At 68.0% G+C, this 13,417-nt stretch carries 12 protein-coding genes and 1 pseudogene; all 13 read left to right on the forward strand.

Annotated elements, in window-relative coordinates; translation table 11 throughout:
* The first annotated feature begins 56 nt into the window (after window positions 1-56).
* The gene (locus ABVF28_RS16380) at window positions 57-1,346 is read left to right on the forward strand and encodes an ABC transporter substrate-binding protein (protein ID WP_371031344.1); all 1,290 of its coding nucleotides are present in this window, start codon (window positions 57-59) and stop codon (window positions 1,344-1,346) included.
* Window positions 1,347-1,399: 53 nt separating this feature from the next.
* The gene (locus tag ABVF28_RS16385) at window positions 1,400-2,374 is read left to right on the forward strand and encodes a carbohydrate ABC transporter permease (RefSeq protein WP_371031345.1); all 975 of its coding nucleotides are present in this window, start codon (window positions 1,400-1,402) and stop codon (window positions 2,372-2,374) included.
* Window position 2,375: 1 nt separating this feature from the next.
* Complete coding sequence (locus ABVF28_RS16390; RefSeq protein ID WP_104252034.1) at window positions 2,376-3,212, forward strand: carbohydrate ABC transporter permease; 837 nt, start codon at window positions 2,376-2,378, stop codon at window positions 3,210-3,212.
* A gap of 15 nt (window positions 3,213-3,227) precedes the next feature.
* Window positions 3,228-4,730: a DUF6379 domain-containing protein gene (locus ABVF28_RS16395; RefSeq protein ID WP_371031346.1), complete on the forward strand. Its 1,503-nt coding sequence runs from the start codon at window positions 3,228-3,230 to the stop codon at window positions 4,728-4,730.
* Between the two features lie 558 nt (window positions 4,731-5,288).
* Window positions 5,289-6,590, forward strand: a complete 1,302-nt coding sequence (locus tag ABVF28_RS16400) for a DUF6379 domain-containing protein (RefSeq protein WP_371031347.1) — start codon at window positions 5,289-5,291, stop codon at window positions 6,588-6,590.
* A gap of 44 nt (window positions 6,591-6,634) precedes the next feature.
* Window positions 6,635-7,429: a TIM barrel protein gene (locus ABVF28_RS16405; RefSeq protein ID WP_371031348.1), complete on the forward strand. Its 795-nt coding sequence runs from the start codon at window positions 6,635-6,637 to the stop codon at window positions 7,427-7,429.
* Window positions 7,426-9,012, forward strand: a complete 1,587-nt coding sequence (locus tag ABVF28_RS16410; protein ID WP_371031349.1) for a GMC oxidoreductase — start codon at window positions 7,426-7,428, stop codon at window positions 9,010-9,012. Before ABVF28_RS16405 ends, ABVF28_RS16410 begins: the two co-directional genes overlap by 4 nt.
* A gap of 30 nt (window positions 9,013-9,042) precedes the next feature.
* On the forward strand, window positions 9,043-9,438 hold the full coding sequence (locus ABVF28_RS16415; protein WP_151424249.1) for a DUF6379 domain-containing protein: 396 nt from the start codon (window positions 9,043-9,045) through the stop codon (window positions 9,436-9,438).
* Window positions 9,435-10,538 (forward strand): sugar phosphate isomerase/epimerase family protein, encoded by a 1,104-nt coding sequence (locus tag ABVF28_RS16420; RefSeq protein WP_371031350.1) that lies wholly within the window; start codon window positions 9,435-9,437, stop codon window positions 10,536-10,538. The genes ABVF28_RS16415 and ABVF28_RS16420 overlap by 4 nt, the downstream gene beginning before the upstream one ends.
* A 25-nt stretch (window positions 10,539-10,563) precedes the next feature.
* The gene (locus ABVF28_RS16425) at window positions 10,564-11,607 is read left to right on the forward strand and encodes a sugar phosphate isomerase/epimerase family protein (RefSeq protein WP_371031351.1); all 1,044 of its coding nucleotides are present in this window, start codon (window positions 10,564-10,566) and stop codon (window positions 11,605-11,607) included.
* Window positions 11,608-11,626: 19 nt separating this feature from the next.
* The gene (locus ABVF28_RS16430; RefSeq protein ID WP_104252041.1) at window positions 11,627-12,025 is read left to right on the forward strand and encodes a DUF6379 domain-containing protein; all 399 of its coding nucleotides are present in this window, start codon (window positions 11,627-11,629) and stop codon (window positions 12,023-12,025) included.
* Complete coding sequence (locus ABVF28_RS16435; protein ID WP_371031352.1) at window positions 12,022-13,176, forward strand: Gfo/Idh/MocA family protein; 1,155 nt, start codon at window positions 12,022-12,024, stop codon at window positions 13,174-13,176. The genes ABVF28_RS16430 and ABVF28_RS16435 overlap by 4 nt, the downstream gene beginning before the upstream one ends.
* 45 nt (window positions 13,177-13,221) lie before the next feature.
* A pseudogene (locus tag ABVF28_RS16440) lies at window positions 13,222-13,417 on the forward strand (sugar phosphate isomerase/epimerase); the annotation flags it as partial.

The raw sequence follows: 13,417 nt of genomic DNA on the forward strand, positions 1-13,417 counted from the left end.
CCCACGCTCCGGCACAGCCGGAGGATCTTCGACAACGCTGTCAAGAAAGGCAAACAATGTCTCACTCCCGTAACCAGCGGATGCGCCTCAGCGCAGCACTCGCCCTCCCGGTTGCCGGTGTCCTCGCTCTCACCGGTTGCGCAAGCGGCGGCGGCGACACCGCAGGTGGCGGAGCCACCGAGTTCTCCCTCACCTACGCGACCTCGAACAACCTCGAGAACCCGTACGAGGCGCTCGCGACCGCCTACATGGAAGCCAACCCCGACGTGAAGATCACGTTGAACCCGCAGCCGAACGACCGCTACGGCGAGACGCTCCGCACGCAGCTGCAGGCAGGCAACGCACCGGATGTCATCCAGACGGCGCCCGGGTCCGGCCAGGGTCAGGCTGTGCTCAGCCTCGGCGAAGCGGGCTTCCTCGCACCGCTCGGCGAGACCGCATCCGGCATCATCCCGGACGGCAGCGAGGCCCTCTACACGTACGAGGACCAGGTGCTCGCGCAGCCCGTCGACTTCACCGTCGCCGGCTTCGTCTACAGCAACGCCTCCGCCGAGGCTGCGGGCGTGACCAGCTACCCGGCCGACACCGCCGAGCTCATCGGCAAGTGCGCCGACCTGACCTCCCAGGGCAAGTCGATGATCGTCATCGCCGGTGCCGCCGGGCCCAACACGGGCATGACCGCCATGTCGATCTCAGCGACCCGCGTCTACGCGGAGACGCCGGACTGGAACGAGCAGCGCGCCGCCGGCGAGGTCACCTTCGCCGACTCGCAGGGCTGGAAGGACACCCTCGAGACGATCATCGAGCTCAAGGATGCTGGCTGCTTCCAGCCAGGTGCCGAGGGCGCTGGCTTCGACGTGATCACCAACAACATCACGCAGGGCACCTCGCTCGGCGGGTTCCTCCCCGGATCCTCCGCCAACGAGCTCGCCGAGGCGAACCCAGACCTCGACTTCTCCATCGAGCCCTTCCCGTCGGCTGACGGCGGCAAGCCGTACGTGCTCGCGAGCTCCAACTACTCGCTGTCCATCAACGCGGCCAGCGAGAAGCAGGAAGCCGCGCAGGCGTTCCTCGACTGGGTCGCGGGCGACGAGGGCGCGAAGCTCTTCTCCGACGTGTCCGGCGCGCTCCCCGTCTCCGGCATCGAGAGCTACGAGTTCGAAGGCTCACCGTACGCGAGCGTCGAGCAGGTCCTCACCGACGGCTCCTACACGCCGCTGCCCAACAGCCTCTGGCCGAACCAGGCTGTCTACGACGAACTGTCGAAGGGCGTCCAGGGTCTCTTCACCGGTCAGACCACGGTCGACGGCGTCCTCTCGGCGATGGATGCGGCCTGGGACAGCTGACCCCCAGGTCACGCACACCCCACCGGATCGACACGTAGCAAAGGAACCAGTTCATGACTGCGACACTGCACAGCGACGGCAAGACCGAGTCTGCTGCTGAAGACCAGTCGCCCGAGGGGAAGGGTGGCAAGAGCGCCGCCCTTCCCCGCAAGGGGCGTCCTCTTCTCCAATTCGGCCACTGGTGGTGGGTGCTGCCCGGGCTCGTGCTCGTGGCGTTCATCCACTACGCCGCGACGGCCGCCGGAGGCTTCTTCGCGTTCACGAACTGGTCTGGCATCGGCTCGTTCACGTTCGTCGGCTTCGACAACTTCGCCGACATCTTCGCCGACCCGACCAAGATCGGCGCCGTCGGGAACACCCTGTTCCTGGCGTTCGGCTCGGTCATCCTCACCAACGTCGCTGGCCTCATCCTGGCCCTCGCGCTCAACCGCGGCCTCAAGAGCCGCTACATCCTCCGCACCCTGTTCTTCATGCCGGTGGTGCTGAGCCCCCTCGCGGTCGCCTACATCTGGAAGTTCATCTTCGAGTTCAACGGCCCGCTCAACGCGTTCCTCGGGATGCTCGGCCTGGCCGAGTACCAGAAGGCCTGGCTGGCGGACCCGAACTGGTCGATCTGGGCTGTGCTCATCGTCATCGTCTGGCAGAACACGGGCTTCACGATGGTCATCTACATCGCAGGCCTCGCCAGCGTGCCCGTGGAGATCGAGGAGGCGGCCGCGATCGACGGCGCCAGCCTCTTCCAGCGGTTCTGGTACATCACGCTGCCCTCCATCCGCTCGGCCGTCGCCATCGCGACGACGCTCGGCCTCGTGAACGGCCTGCGCATCTTCGACCAGGTCATGGCCCTCACGGGCGGCGGTCCTGCTGGTGCCACCGAGACACTCGCGACCGAGGTCTACAAGCAGACCTTCTCGCTCGGCAACTTCGGCTACGGCGCCGCGCTCGCGCTCATTCTCACCGTCATCATCCTCATCTTCGCCGTCATCCAGCAGAAGCTCACGGCCGAACGCCCCGAGAAGGGACGCTGACATGTTCAGGTACACCAAGTTCACGCTGATCAGGGAAGTCGCGGTCTGGCTCGTCGCCATCGTGTTCCTGCTGCCGTTCTACTTCCTCGTCATCACGGCGTTCAAGAGCGACCAGGAGGTCTTCTCGACCTCCGCCACGGAGCTTCCCGCGACGTGGACGGTCGAGAACTTCGCCAACGTCATGACGGCGACAGGCCAGTCGAACGTGCTCCTCGGCCTGCTCAACAGCATCATCATCACGGGCGGCACGATCCTCTGCATGGTGATCCTCGGGGCGCTCGCGGGTTACGTCATCACGCGCAGCACGCGCCGCTGGACCCAGGTGTCGTACTACATCTTCCTCATCGCGATCATCCTGCCCACGCAGCTCGGCACGGTTCCCCTCTACATGGGGGCCCGCGCGCTCGGCCTGACGGGCTCGCTGTGGGGCATGATCGTGCTCTACACCGGCATGCTCCTGCCGCTCGCGATCTTCCTCTACGCCAACTTCTTCCGCGGCCTCGGCACGGACTACGAGGAGGCGGCGGCCCTCGACGGGGCGAGCCCGACCCAGGTGTTCTTCCAGATCATCCTGCCGCTCATGGCCCCCGCCACGGGAACGGTCGCGATCCTCGCCGGCCTCATCGTGTGGAACGACTTCTTCACGTCGCTCATCTTCCTCGGCGGCTCCGACTTCCAGACGCTCCCCGTGGCGATGTACTACTACGTCGGCGCGCTCGTCTCGCAGTGGAACCAGATCTTCTCTATCGTCATCATCTCGATGGTGCCGATCCTCATCTTCTACCTCGTCGCGCAGAAGCAGTTCATGCAGGGCTTCGCCGGCGGACTCAAGCACTAGGAATCGAGACCTCACATGGCAACGCAAGACACCCTCCTCAGCGAGCAGAGCCTCTTCCCGCACCCGGATGGCGCCGCGCTCAGTCTGCAGCTGCCCTGGTACCGCAGCGTCTGGCTCTCCTCGGTCACGGGCCTCGCGCTCGAGATCGACGGCACGCCGATCGACGCGTCGAAGCTCCGCCTCGAGCACCGCGGCGCGAGCTACCGCCTCGACGAGATCGCCGAGCAGTCGGAGGTGCTGTGGTTCCTGCAGGACCGCCCGCGCCTCATCGTCGAGCTCGACGAGCCGATCGCGGACGGCAGCGAGCACAGCATCCACCTCGTCGCCGACCTGCGCCTGCCGTACATGCAGATCAAGCCGGGCAGCGACTCCGAGCCCGGCCTCTACGTGCCGAACCACGTCGACGTCACCCGCACGCTCGTGGCCAGCGAGGCCGCCGAGGCCGCGACGACGCCGTACTTCGAGGCATCGGCAGCGGATGCGCTCGGCGAGTTCGCCGAGCCGCGCGAAAGCGACCCGTTCAAGCTCGGCCTCACCCTCTACTCGGCCACTGCCGAGTTCGCGGCCGGCTGGTACGACTTCGACTCCCTCCTGGCTCGCGTCGCGGAGCTGGGCGTCGGCCCCGGCATCGAGATCGTCGCCTCGCAGATGGTGCCCACCTACCCGCACGTCTCCGACGAGTTCGTCACGAAGTGGCGCAGCGCGTTCGACAAGTACGGCTTCGACGCCAGCTCGTTCGGCGCGAACCTCGACATGGGGCGCAACCGCTCCCGCGACATGAGCCTCGACGAGGAGTTCGAGTTCACCGAGACGCTGCTGCAGTCGGCGAAGAAGCTCGACTTCCCGCTCGTGCGCATCCAGAGCGCGAAGCCGGAGCTGCTGCGACGCATCCTGCCCATCGCCGAGCGGCTGGACCTCAAGCTCGGCTACGAGATCCACGCACCCCTCGGGCCGAACGCCGAGCCGATCGTGAAGGTGCGCGAGGTCTTCGAGGAGTTCGACTCCCCGCTGCTCGGCTTCGTCGCCGACTTCTCGTCGACCATGCACAGCATGGCGCCGACACTGCTGCGCTCCGTCAAGAAGCGTGGCCTCGACGACGCCGCGACCTCGAAGCTGCAGGAGATCTGGCGCACCGATGTGCCCATGCGCGAGCGCCAGCAGGCGTTCATCGCGTACCTCGAGGGCCGCGGCATCAACCCGGGCATTCTCGGCTCGCTCGCACACCTGTCGTTCAACATGCAGGGGCGAGTGGATGTGCGCGAGTGGTCGGACATCATGCCGCAGATCCTGCACGTGCATGCCAAGTTCTACGACATCGACGAGAACGGCGACGAGCCGGCCATTGACTACCGCGCGATCACGGAGGAGTTCGTGCGCGGAGGTTTCTCCGGCTACATGTCAAGCGAGTGGGAGGGACACGCGTTCGCGGACCTCGGCGAGGTCGACCCGCTGGTGCTCGTGCAGCGCCAGCACGCCCTCATCCGCCGCAGCATGCGCGAGGTACAGGCGCTCGCCTGACGCGAGCCGCGCTCCAGCTGACCAGACGTGGGGGTTGCGCACGTGAATCCGGTGATTCACGTGCGCAACCCCCACATCTGCGCTCGGAGGTGCGCGGGGAGTGGGTGGAGGCGCGGGGGTGGGTGGCGCGGGAGGTGCGGAGCTCGGCGTCGCGCAGACCTGGGGGTTGCGCAGGCGGAGCGCCTCCCTCGCGTGCGCAAGCCCCAGGTTTGTGGGCGCGTGGGCGGGGAGCTGCGCAGAACTTGGGGTTGTGCAGGCTGTGGGGTGCCTGCAGGTGCGCATGGCCCAGGTCTGTGGGTGCGTGGGCGCGGGGTGGGTGGACCTGGGCGTCGCGCAGACCTGGGGGTTGCGCAGGTGCTGAGGCTCAGGTGGATGCGCAAGCCCCAGGTTTGCGGATCGATTGAGTTGATGGCGGCTAGGTGGCCAGGCGGCTGCGCGGCGGCGAGGCCCCGCGCTGCGCCCGCATCCGCAGCACCTAAGGTGCACATCAGTCTTTCTTATGACTAAAACCGACATAAGTGCGTAGAGTGGATGCACAGACACAGAGAGTGAGCAACGATGCTTCTCGAGAGAGACCTCATCCAGTCCGTCGGCTTCCGCAACGTGCGCGAGGGCGACAAGGTCACCGGCTTCCAATTCCAGCTCCGCATGCCGTCGTACCGCGGCATGGCCGCATCCCTCATCGACGGGGTTGGCGTGCGGATCCCCGGCGTCGTCGACGTCGAACCGACCGTCCCGCTGTGGACGCTCCAGGGGAACACCTACACGCTCGAGGAGCTGTGGGTGTCGAAGGATGTGCGCTGGCAGCTCGACGAGCCCGCCACCATCACCGTTCCGCTCGAGGGCGGCCTGCCGGACGGCGTGCACGAGCTCTCGGTCGACCTGCGTCTGCGCATGTCGTACATCCCGCTCGAGCACCAGCCGAGCCGCTACCAGGTGACGAAGCACGTCACCGTCGCCCCGGAAGCGGCGGGTGCGCAGTTCAAGTACGGCGTCTCCCTCTACAGCTACATGGGCGACTTCGGCACGGTCATGGACCTCGAGACCGCGCTGCGCACGATCGCCGACCTCGGCGCGACCGGCGTCGAGATCCTCGGCGAGGGGCACATCCCGAACTACCCGAACCCGAGCGACGAGTGGGTCGACGAGTGGTTCGCGCTGCTCGACAAGTACGCGCTCGAGCCCACCAACTACGGCTCCTGGATCGACACGCGCCTCCACTCGAGCGGACCGCAGGCCCGCGACCTCACCGCGGCCGAGGGCGCCGAGATCCTCCAGCGCGACCTGCGCCTCGCCAAGCGACTCGGCTTCAGGTTCGTGCGCCCGAAGATCGGCGTCGTCACGAGCGACCTCGTGCCGCACCACAGCTGGACCGAGGCGGTCGAGTTGAGCCTCCCGCTCGCCGAAGAGCTCGACGTCATCATCTGCCCGGAGATCCATTCACCGACGCCCATCAAGCACGAGGTCGTCGACGACTACATCGAGCTCATCAAGCGCACGGGCACGAAGCACTTCGGGCTGCTCCTCGACACCGGCATCTTCCAGGACCGGCCGATCCCGCTGCGCCCGGGCGAGCTGCCGGGCAAGCGCCCCGACTTCCTCGACGGCATCGGTGTCGACCCGGCCGACATCGCCGACATCGCCGAGCACGTCGTGTTCATCCAGGCCAAGTTCCACGACATCGACGAGCACCTCGAGGACCAGCAGATCCCGTGGGAGCCGGTGCTCCGCGCCCTCAAGGACGCCGGCTACACGGGTTACCTCTCGAGCGAGTACGAGGGCGAGCGTGAACCGTGGCGCTCCATCGAGCAGGTCCGCCGCCAGCACTCCCTCATCCGCCAGCTCACCGACCGCCTCTGAGCACGCGGTTTCCCACACTTCGAACCTCTCCAAAGGACTCACCCATGTACCAGCTCGCACCGAACATCGAACTCCTCTTCACCGAGGCCGGCGACTACCACGACCGCGTCCGCGCCGCCGCGGCCGCCGGCTTCGACGCCGTCGAGATGTGGGGGCCGACCGGGCGCGATGCTCCCGCCAAGCCTAAGGACATCCCCGCTCTCAAGGCGGCCCTGCAGGAGACCGGCACGCAGCTCACGGCGCAGCTCGCCGAGCCGCGCACGCAGTTCATGATCCCGCCCAAGGACCATTCCTTCTTCTACCAGTGCCTCGACGAGGGCGTCGCCATCGCGCAGGACCTCGGCTGCCCGCGCATGGTCGTCGGCAGCGGAACGGGCTTCGGCGGCTCGAAGCGCCAGACGCAGCTCGACGAGCTCGTCGCGATCTACGAGAAGGCCATCGCCCAGATCGAGGGCTCCGGCATCACCCTCGTGCTCGAGCCCGTCAACGTGCGCGTCGACCACCCCGGCTCGCTCCTCGACCGCACCTCCGAGGCCGTCTACGTCGCCCGCGGCGTGAACTCCCCGAACTTCGGCGTGCTCTACGACATCTACCACTCCGCCGTCGAGGGGGAGGACATGGCCGCCGAGCTCGCGAACGCAGGCGACATCGTCAAGTACGTGCAGCTCGCGGATGCGCCCGGCCGAGGCGAGCCCGGCACCGGGTCGCTCGACTGGGCGGAGAAGTTCTCCGTGCTGCGCGCATCCGGCTACGACGGGCCGATCGGCCTCGAGTACTACCCGACCACGGAGTCCGCGGCATCGGTCGCCTTCGTGAAGGAAGCCGCGGCGTCGGCATGAGCCGCTACCCGGAGCGCGTCGACGTCGCCATCGTCGGCAGCGGACCCGCTGGCGCGACGTACGCGCGCATCCTGAGCGAGACGGCGCCCGAACTGCGCATCGCGATGTTCGAGGTCGGGCCGACCGTCTCGAACCCTCCCGGCGCGCACGTCAAGAACATCGAGGACCTCGAGGAGCGGAGCGCTGCCCAGCGGCGCTCCGAGGGGCGCAGCGAGGCCGCGGCCAAGCTGAACAGCCCCGTGGCGCTCGCGCAGGGGAAGCGGCAGTCACGCCCAGGCACCTACCTGCTCCCCGACGACGACTTCTCGGTCGGCGGGGGTGACGGGATGCCCGTCGCGGCCATGTCGAGCAACGTCGGCGGCATGTCCGCCCACTGGACGGGGGCCTGCCCGCGGCCAGGCGAGAGCGAGCGCATCAGCTTCCTCGACGCCACCGGTGAGCTCGACGAGCTGCTCGGCGAGGCCGAGCGCCTGCTGGGGGTGACCACCGACGCGTTCGAGGGTGCACCGTTCAGCCAGCTCATCCGCGATCGGCTCGCGCCGGTCGTCGACGAGGGGCGCGAACCCTCCGCCCGCGTGCAGCGCATGCCGCTCGCCGTGCGCCGCCGCGACGACGGACGCCTCGTCTGGTCCGGCTCGGACGTCGTTCTCGGTGACGTGACGCGCGAGAACCCCAACTTCGAGCTCTTCGACGAGTCCCTCGTCACCCGGACTGTCATCGGCGACGGACGAGCGGCCGCTGGCGTGGAGGTGCGCGACCTCAGCGAGGCCGGCGCTGGGCAGCTCAGCGTGGTCGCGGCCCGAGTGGTCGTCGTCGCGGCGGATGCGCTGCGCACCCCGCAGGTCCTCTGGGCCTCCGGGGTTCGCCCCGACGCGCTCGGCCGCTACCTCAACGACCAGTCGCAGGTGGTCTTCGCCGCCCGCATCACAGGCATCGAAGCCCCGGAGGGCTCGACGACGGCAGCGAAGGACAAGGCAGCTGGCGCCATCAGCGAGACGAGCGGAGTCAGCTGGGTGCCCTACACCGATGCGAAGCCGTTCCACGGGCAGATCATGCAGCTCGACGCGTCCCCCGTGCCCGTCGCGGTCGACGACGCCGTCATCCCCGGCTCCATCGTCGGGCTCGGCATGTTCTGCGCGAAGGAGCTGCAGCGCGACGACCGCGTGCTCTTCACCGACGGCCACCTCGACAGCTACGGGATGCCCGCCGTGCGCATCCACTACACGGCCACCGACAGGGACCGAGCGGTGATGGATGCGGCCGAGGCCGAGCTGCGCACGCTCGGCGACGCGGTCGGCGAGCCGCTCGACGAGCGGGTCATCCGCCTGCCGTTCGGCGCCTCCCTGCACTACCAGGGCACCACCCGCATGGGGGAGGCCGACGACGGCGAGAGCGTCTGCTCTCCGACGAGCGAGGTGTGGGGCGTGCCGGGACTCTACGTCGCCGGCAACGGCGTCATCCCCACCTCGACCGCCTGCAACCCGACCCTCACGGGCGTCGCGCTCGCGGTGAAGGGCGCCCGCGACGTCGCGGCGAAGCTCACCGCTGCACCAGCAGTCGCCGCCCAGGCGACGCAGCACTGACCATGACTGACAACTGGCTAGGAGGCCACCATGATTCCTGATCGGATCATCGAGCAGGACACGCTCAAGACGAACGGCACACGCACCTCGGTCGAGGTGCGCCTGCCCTGGTACCGCTCGCTCCCCGCATCCTGCATCTCCGAGTTCGGGCTCTCCGTCGACGGCATCGCAGCCCCGCTGGAGTCGCTGCGCTGGACCATGAACGGCAAGACCTACGCACCGGATGAGCTCGCGGGCGACACCAGCGAGTGGTGGTTCCCGACCGACTCGGTCGTCGTCGAAGGCGACATCCCGCTCGCCGCGGGCGACGGAGACCACCAGGTCGACGTCGACCTGAAGCTCTACATCCCGTACATCGTGACCGACCACGGGGTGCTCCGCATCGAAGAACACAACTCCAAGACGATGAAGGCGGTCTCCGCATGACTGGCGAGCTCGGCACCCCCATCCAGGGGGTCACCCTCTACAGCTTCACCCGCGCGTTCCACGGGCGCGAGTACGACCTCGAAGGGCTCATCCGCAAGGTCGCGGCCGAGGGCTTCGGGCCCGGCCTCGAGCTGATCGGCTTCTCGAGCATCCGCGGCTTCCCGAACATCACCGACGAGTTCGCCGGCTGGTTCTCGGACCTCGTCGAGGAGCTCGACCTCGTCCGCACCTCGCTCGCGGTCAACGCCGACATCGGCATCCACCGCGACCGCCTGCTGTCGCAGGACGAGCTCGTCGAGTACATGACGCGCCAGATCGAGGCGGCCGCCAAACTCGGCTTCCCCGTCGCCCGCGTGCAGATCTCGATCACGCCGGACTCGATGGAGCAGCTCGCGCCGATCGCCGAGAAGCACGGCGTGACCCTCGCGCTCGAGGTGCACGCCGACCAGTACGCCTCGCACCCCCGCATCCTCGCGCTGCGCGACCGCTTCGAGCAGGTCGGCTCCCCGTTCCTCGGCTTCACCGCCGACTGGGGCGCCACCACCAAGGCGTTCGCCCCATCGGCCGTCGAGGCCTACCGCCGCCGCGGCGCCTCCGAGGAGCTGCTCGCCGAGCTCGTCGAGCTGTGGGACGGCTACTACGCCGAGGGCCCGCCCGCCGACCAGGGCGTGCACGGCAAGCGCTTCGGCTCGTTCATCGGCCTCGCCGCCAAGCACGGTCGACCCGACTTCGGGATCGACTTCGCCATCAACGGCACGGGACTCTTCGGCCCGGCTCGAGTCGAGGACTGGCTCGAGATCATGCCGTGGGTCAAGCACGTGCACGGCAAGTTCTTCGGCATCGACGAGCACGGCGAGGAGCCCTCGGTTCCCGTGCGCGAGCTCATCGCGCTGCTCGTCGAGCAGGGGTACTCGGGCGCCGTCTCGAGCGAGTACGAGGGCTGGCACTGGAACCACTGGCAGAGCCCGTTCGACATCATCCGCGCCGAGCACGCCGTGCAGCGATCTGCTGCAGCGGATGCGGGATCGCGCATGATCACCGACCCGGCCGAGGCGCGCCGCATCCTCGCCGCCCACCATGCACTGCCCGTACGCAGCTGAGCGCCGGGACCAGAAGGAGAACACCATGACAGACGGAATCGCAGGAACGGGCATCAAGCTCGGCATCACCCTCTACTCGCTGACCTCGGAGTTCGCGGCCGGCCTCTACACGCCGGAGACGCTCGTGGAGGCGGTGCACAAGGAAGGGCTCGGCACCGGCGTCGAGTTCAACATCGCGCAGCTGCTGCGCACCTACCCGGACACCGACAAGGAGTTCGTGAAGTTCTGGCGCGACACCCTCGAGCGCGATGGCCTCGAGCCCAGCGCCGTCGGCACGAACCTCGACATGGGGCGCCGCAAAGACCGCGACATGACACCGGATGAGGAGTACGAGTTCTTCGCACGCCAGCTGGCGACGGCCAACGACTTCGGCTTCCGCACCGTCGTCATCCGCTCGGCCGGCAAGGAGCTGCTCGCTCGCCTACTGCCGCTCGCCGAGAAGTACGACCAGCGCCTCGGCTATGAGATCCACGCCCCCTCCGGCCCGAACGCCCCGCAGATCCACGCGATCCGCGAGATGTACGAGGAGCTCGGCAGCGAGCGCCTCGGCTTCACGGCCGACTTCAGCTCGACGATGCACAGCCTCTCGCCGCGCCTGCTGCGCACGCTCAGCAGCATGGGCATGCCGGAGGAGTACTTCCCCGTCATGGACGAGATCTGGCGTCGCCCGCAGCCGATGCACGTGCGCAACCAGGCTTTCGAGGACTTCCTCACGGCCGAGAAGTTCGACTTCGCCCGCCTCGGCCCGTTCACGCGCCTGGCCTTCAACATGCACGGTCTCGTCGAGCCGGAGGAATGGCTCGACATCATGCCGCAGATGTTCCACGTGCACGCGAAGTTCTACGACATCGACGAGCACGGCGAGGAGCCGGCCATGGACACGGCGCGCATCGTGCGCCAGTTCGTGAAGGGCGGCTACCAGGGCTACCTCTCCAGCGAGTGGGAGGGCCACGCGTTCGCCGACCTCGGCGAGAGCGACCCGGTCGAGCAGGTGCGCCAGCAGCACGCGCTCATGCGCCGTGCCATCGAAGAGACCGCGGCCGAGGCGAACAGCCTCACGGTCGCCTGAGGCTAGGGACGAGAACACCATGGCAACACACAATTCACTCTTCGCCGAGAAGGATGTCACGCGCCGAGAGGACGGCATCAGCGTCTCCGTGCAGATCCCCTGGTACCGCAGCCTCTGGCTGTCGGCCGTCGACAACGTCGAGGTCAACGTCAACGGCGTCGCCATCCCCAAGGACAAGCTCCGCTTCGAGCTGCAGGGTCGCTCGTACACGATCGACGAGCTGCCCGAGCAGTCCGAGACGCTCTGGTTCCTCTCCGACCGGCCCGACATCGTCATCCAACTGGATGAGGTGCCCGCCGCCGGCGACAAGCTCACGGTAGAGGTGGTGCTCACGATGCGTCTCCTCTACATGCAGATCGCGCCGGGCCGCTACGTCACCAACCGCGTCCCCGTCGAGCGTGAGGTAGTGCTCGCATGACCAGGCCGTTGCGCGTGGCCATGATCGGCTACGGCTTCATGGGAGCCGCTCACTCGGTCGGCTGGCGGCAGGCGCCTCGCGTCTTCGGCCTGCCAGCCGAGGTCGAGATGGCGGTTGTGGTCGGGCGCAACGGTGAGGCCGTCGCGGAGGCCGCGAAGCAGTGGGGCTGGCAGGAGTCGGCCACCGACTGGCGTGAGGTCATCGGGCGAGACGACATCGACATCGTCGACATCGTCACGCCCGGAGACTCGCACGCACAGATCGCCATCGGGGCGCTCGAGGCGGGCAAGCACGTCATCGTCGAGAAGCCGCTCTCGAACACGGTCGCAGAGGGCGAGTCAATGGCGGATGCGGCTGCTCGCGCCGCAGAGCACGGCGTGAAGTCGATGGTCGGGTTCACCTACCGTCGCGTGCCAGCCGTGACCCTGCTGCGCGATCTGATCGCCGAGGGCAGGATCGGCCGCATCCACCGGGTGCGTGCCTCGTACCAGCAGGACTGGCTCGTCGACCCGGCTGCGCCGCTCTCGTGGCGCCTGCAGAAGGAGCTCGCGGGTTCGGGTGCGCTCGGCGACATCGGGGCGCACGCGATCGATCTCACGCAGTTCGTCACAGGCCAGAACGTCGAGCGGGTCTCCGGCACGATCGACACGATCATCCCTGAGCGGCCGCTCGCGGACGGCTCGGGCACCGGGTCGGTGACGGTCGACGACATCGCGATCTTCACCGGGCGGCTCTCGGGCGGGGCGCTCGCCTCGTTCGACGCGAGCCGCTTCGCGACGGGCCGCAAGAACGCCCTCGCGATCGAGGTCTCCGGCGAGTTCGGCGCTCTCGCGTGGAACTTCGAGGATCTCAACTCGCTGCAGTACTACGACCGCACGGCCGACAACCGGGCGCAGGGGTTCGCGCAGGTCCTCGTGACCGAGCCCGAGCATCCGTACGTCTCAGCCTGGTGGCCGGCCGGCCACATGCTCGGCTACGAGCACGGCTTCACGCACCAGGTTGTCGACCTCGTCAACGCCATCGCCGACGGTGCCCCGCTGCACTCGAGCTTCGAAGAGGGGCTCCGCGTGCAGCGCGTGCTCGACGCCGTCGAGCGCAGCTCGGCCGCGGAGAGCGCATGGGTCGAGACCCGGTCCGCCGTCGCTGTCTGAGCAGCGCGGCTTCAGCATTCGAGAACGTTAGTTAAGAGGAGAAGCATGTCTCGTCCTGTCACGTTGTTCACCGGTCAGTGGGCCGATCTGCCGTTCGAGGAGGTTGCTCGCCTCGCGGGGGAGTGGGGGTATGACGGTCTGGAGATCGCCTGCTGGGGTGATCACCTGGATCCGTGGCGGTGGGATGACGCCGAGTATGTCCAGGGGCGGCTCGACATTCTCGAGCGCAATGGTCTGCAGG

The organism is Pseudoclavibacter sp. JSM 162008 (assembly GCF_041366455.1).
Classification (GTDB): Bacteria; Actinomycetota; Actinomycetes; order Actinomycetales; family Microbacteriaceae; genus Pseudoclavibacter.

What these genes read in the sequence shown, in the direction of transcription:
- ABVF28_RS16380 (WP_371031344.1), top strand. Translation starts at nt 57, where the DNA reads ATGTCTCACTCCCGTAACCAGCGGATGCGCCTCAGCGCAGCACTCGCC.
- ABVF28_RS16405 (WP_371031348.1), top strand. Translation starts at nt 6,635, where the DNA reads ATGTACCAGCTCGCACCGAACATCGAACTCCTCTTCACCGAGGCCGGC.
- ABVF28_RS16415 (WP_151424249.1), top strand. Translation starts at nt 9,043, where the DNA reads ATGATTCCTGATCGGATCATCGAGCAGGACACGCTCAAGACGAACGGC.
- ABVF28_RS16390 (WP_104252034.1), top strand. Translation starts at nt 2,376, where the DNA reads ATGTTCAGGTACACCAAGTTCACGCTGATCAGGGAAGTCGCGGTCTGG.
- ABVF28_RS16395 (WP_371031346.1), top strand. Translation starts at nt 3,228, where the DNA reads ATGGCAACGCAAGACACCCTCCTCAGCGAGCAGAGCCTCTTCCCGCAC.
- ABVF28_RS16430 (WP_104252041.1), top strand. Translation starts at nt 11,627, where the DNA reads ATGGCAACACACAATTCACTCTTCGCCGAGAAGGATGTCACGCGCCGA.
- ABVF28_RS16425 (WP_371031351.1), top strand. Translation starts at nt 10,564, where the DNA reads ATGACAGACGGAATCGCAGGAACGGGCATCAAGCTCGGCATCACCCTC.
- ABVF28_RS16420 (WP_371031350.1), top strand. Translation starts at nt 9,435, where the DNA reads ATGACTGGCGAGCTCGGCACCCCCATCCAGGGGGTCACCCTCTACAGC.
- ABVF28_RS16435 (WP_371031352.1), top strand. Translation starts at nt 12,022, where the DNA reads ATGACCAGGCCGTTGCGCGTGGCCATGATCGGCTACGGCTTCATGGGA.
- ABVF28_RS16400 (WP_371031347.1), top strand. Translation starts at nt 5,289, where the DNA reads ATGCTTCTCGAGAGAGACCTCATCCAGTCCGTCGGCTTCCGCAACGTG.
- ABVF28_RS16410 (WP_371031349.1), top strand. Translation starts at nt 7,426, where the DNA reads ATGAGCCGCTACCCGGAGCGCGTCGACGTCGCCATCGTCGGCAGCGGA.
- ABVF28_RS16385 (WP_371031345.1), top strand. Translation starts at nt 1,400, where the DNA reads ATGACTGCGACACTGCACAGCGACGGCAAGACCGAGTCTGCTGCTGAA.